The sequence below is a fragment of the Streptomyces sp. NRRL WC-3549 genome, from assembly GCF_000721935.1.
Classification (GTDB): Bacteria; Actinomycetota; Actinomycetes; order Streptomycetales; family Streptomycetaceae; genus Streptomyces.
Genome location: NZ_KL585394.1, coordinates 235,051 through 237,376 on the forward strand (window position 1 = coordinate 235,051; position 2,326 = coordinate 237,376).

Here is a 2,326-nt window from a genome sequence, read left to right on the forward strand (position 1 = left end):
CCAGCCAGTACGGCCTCTCGGCGGGCATCTGGACGGAGAAGGGCTCCCGCATCCTCGCGGTGGCGAACAAGCTCCGCGCCGGTGTGGTGTGGGCCAACACGTTCAACAAGTTCGACCCGACCTCGCCGTTCGGCGGATACAAGGAGTCGGGCTACGGCCGCGAGGGCGGCCGTCACGGTCTGGAGGCCTACCTCGATGTCTGACGGGCGACTCAGCGTCTTCAAGACCTACAAGCTGTACGTCGGGGGCAAGTTCCCCCGCTCCGAGAGCGGTCGGGTGTACGAGGTGAACGACTCGAAGGGCGGGTGGCTGGCGAACGCCCCGCAGTCCTCCCGCAAGGACGCCCGTGACGCGGTCGTGGCCGCCCGCAAGGCGTTCGGCGGCTGGTCGGGCGCGACCGCGTACAACCGCGGCCAGATCCTCTACCGGATCGCGGAGATGCTGGAGGGCCGCCGGGAGCAGTTCGTACGGGAGGTGGCCGACGCCGAGGGGCTGTCGAAGTCCAAGGCGGCGGCGGTCGTCGACGCGGCGATCGACCGCTGGGTCTGGTACGCGGGCTGGACCGACAAGGTCGGCCAGGTCGTGGGCGGGGCGAACCCGGTCGCCGGCCCGTTCTTCAACCTCTCCACGCCCGAACCCACCGGGGTGGTCGCGGTGCTGGCGCCGCAGGAGTCGTCCTTTCTGGGCCTGGTCTCCGTCGTTGCCCCGGTGATCGCCACGGGCAACACGGTGGTCGTCATCGCCTCGGCCGACCGGCCGCTGCCCGCGCTCTCGCTGGGAGAGGTGCTGGCCACGTCGGACCTGCCGGGCGGCGTGGTGAACATCCTGTCGGGCCGTACGGCCGAGCTGGCGGCGCCGCTCGCCTCGCACCAGGACGTCAACGGCATCGACCTGACGGGGGCCGCGGGCGACGCGGACCTGGCCAAGGAGTTGGAGGCGGCCGCCGCGGACAACCTGAAGCGGGTCCTGCGTCCACAGGCTGTGGACGGTTCCGGCGACGGCTGGACGGCCTCCCCCGGTACGCACCGGCTGACGGCCTTCCTGGAGACGAAGACGGTCTGGCACCCGACGGGCGCCCTGGGGGCCTCGGGCTCCTCGTACTGACCGGCGTACGCACCCCGCAGAGCCCGCCTCCGGTCACCGGGGCGGGCCCTGCGCGCTCTCCGGGTCCGGTCGTCAGCCGGTGACCAGACCGGTGACCTTGCCCACCAGGGGCAGGTCGGCGAGCGCACCACCGCTGGTCAGCGGGTCGGTGACGATCGCCGTGGTCACCGGCTTGAAGTCGGCGATCTGGGCGCCCACCGCGTTGTCCAGCGGGTCCGCGCCCGTCCCGGCGAGCGGGTCCAGCTGCAGGTCGGTGACGGGCGCCACCGCGCCCGCCAGCCCGTAGCCGAGCGCGCTGTTCAGCGCGGGACCCGCCGCGTCGCCGACCGCACCCAGCGTGCCGTCCGCGGTGTCCGAGCCGGTGGCCGGGACGGTGGGCAGCGGGGCCGCCTGGGCCGCCGCGCCTCCCGCGCCGAGGGCCGCGCCCAGCGCGGTGAGGGTCAGACCGGCGCGCAGCAGAGCGCGACGCCGGGGCTTGGACAGTGCATGACGTGCCATGTTTTTCCCACCTGATCGAGCCTGATCCAGTAATCGTGCGTGTGCGCAGCGTAGTCGGGGTGTGATGCTCGATACCAACAGCGCCTCCCGGGGATCCCCTGCGCGGGTCGATGCCTCACACTTCTGTTCTGTGAGTTCCCAACCGATCCCCACTCGCGTCGTGCTGCTCGCCGGTCCCTCCGGATCCGGCAAGTCGTCCCTCGCCGCCCGCACCGGGCTTCCGGTGCTTCGCCTGGACGACTTCTACAAGGAGGGCAACGACCCGACCCTGCCCCAGGTCACCGGTAGCGCCGACATCGACTGGGACTCGGTGCGTTCGTGGGACGCCGACGCGGCGGTCGCGGCCGTCGCGGAGCTGTGCCGGACGGGACGTACGCACGTGCCGGTGTACGACATCGCGACGAGCTCGCGGACCGGGGTGGAGACGCTCGACATCGAGCGCACGCCGCTCTTCGTGGCCGAGGGCATCTTCGCGGCGGACATCGTGGGCCGCTGCCAGGAGCTCGGCCTGCTCGCCGACGCGCTGTGCCTGCGGGGCCGCCCGTCGACGACGTTCCGGCGGCGGCTGCTGCGGGACCTGCGGGAGGGTCGCAAGTCGGTGCCGTTCCTGCTGCGGCGCGGCTGGCGGCTGATGCGGGCCGAGCGGCGCATCGTGGCCCGGCAGACGGCCCTGGGCGCGTACCCCTGCGCCAAGGCCGAGGCGCTGGGCCTGTCTCTTATACAC

Annotated in this window: 4 protein-coding genes; 3 read left to right on the top strand and 1 reads right to left on the bottom strand. The window is 72.5% G+C overall.

Going from position 1 to position 2,326, the window contains the following annotated elements:
- Positions 1 to 203 (top strand): aldehyde dehydrogenase family protein (locus IH13_RS0111800; RefSeq protein ID WP_031083611.1); only part of this gene is annotated, 203 nt, incomplete at its 5' end.
- Entirely contained in the window at positions 196 to 1,104 is a 909-nt protein-coding gene (locus IH13_RS0111805; protein ID WP_031083612.1) for an aldehyde dehydrogenase family protein, read from the top strand. The genes IH13_RS0111800 and IH13_RS0111805, both read left to right, overlap by 8 nt.
- 72 nt (positions 1,105 to 1,176) lie before the next feature.
- Here the strand turns inward: IH13_RS0111805 and IH13_RS0111810 are convergent, their stop codons facing one another.
- Positions 1,177 to 1,602: a hypothetical protein gene (locus IH13_RS0111810; RefSeq protein ID WP_031083613.1), complete on the bottom strand. Its 426-nt coding sequence runs from the start codon at positions 1,600 to 1,602 to the stop codon at positions 1,177 to 1,179.
- A gap of 64 nt (positions 1,603 to 1,666) precedes the next feature.
- Between IH13_RS0111810 and IH13_RS0111815 the strand changes: the two genes are divergently transcribed.
- Positions 1,667 to 2,326, top strand: a 660-nt coding sequence (locus IH13_RS0111815) for a uridine kinase (protein WP_082317574.1), incomplete at its 3' end; no start/stop codon positions are given.

Coding starts and splice junctions, on each gene's coding strand:
- IH13_RS0111810 (WP_031083613.1), bottom strand. CDS start 1,602: ATGGCACGTCATGCACTGTCCAAGCCCCGGCGTCGCGCTCTGCTGCGC.
- IH13_RS0111805 (WP_031083612.1), top strand. CDS start 196: ATGTCTGACGGGCGACTCAGCGTCTTCAAGACCTACAAGCTGTACGTC.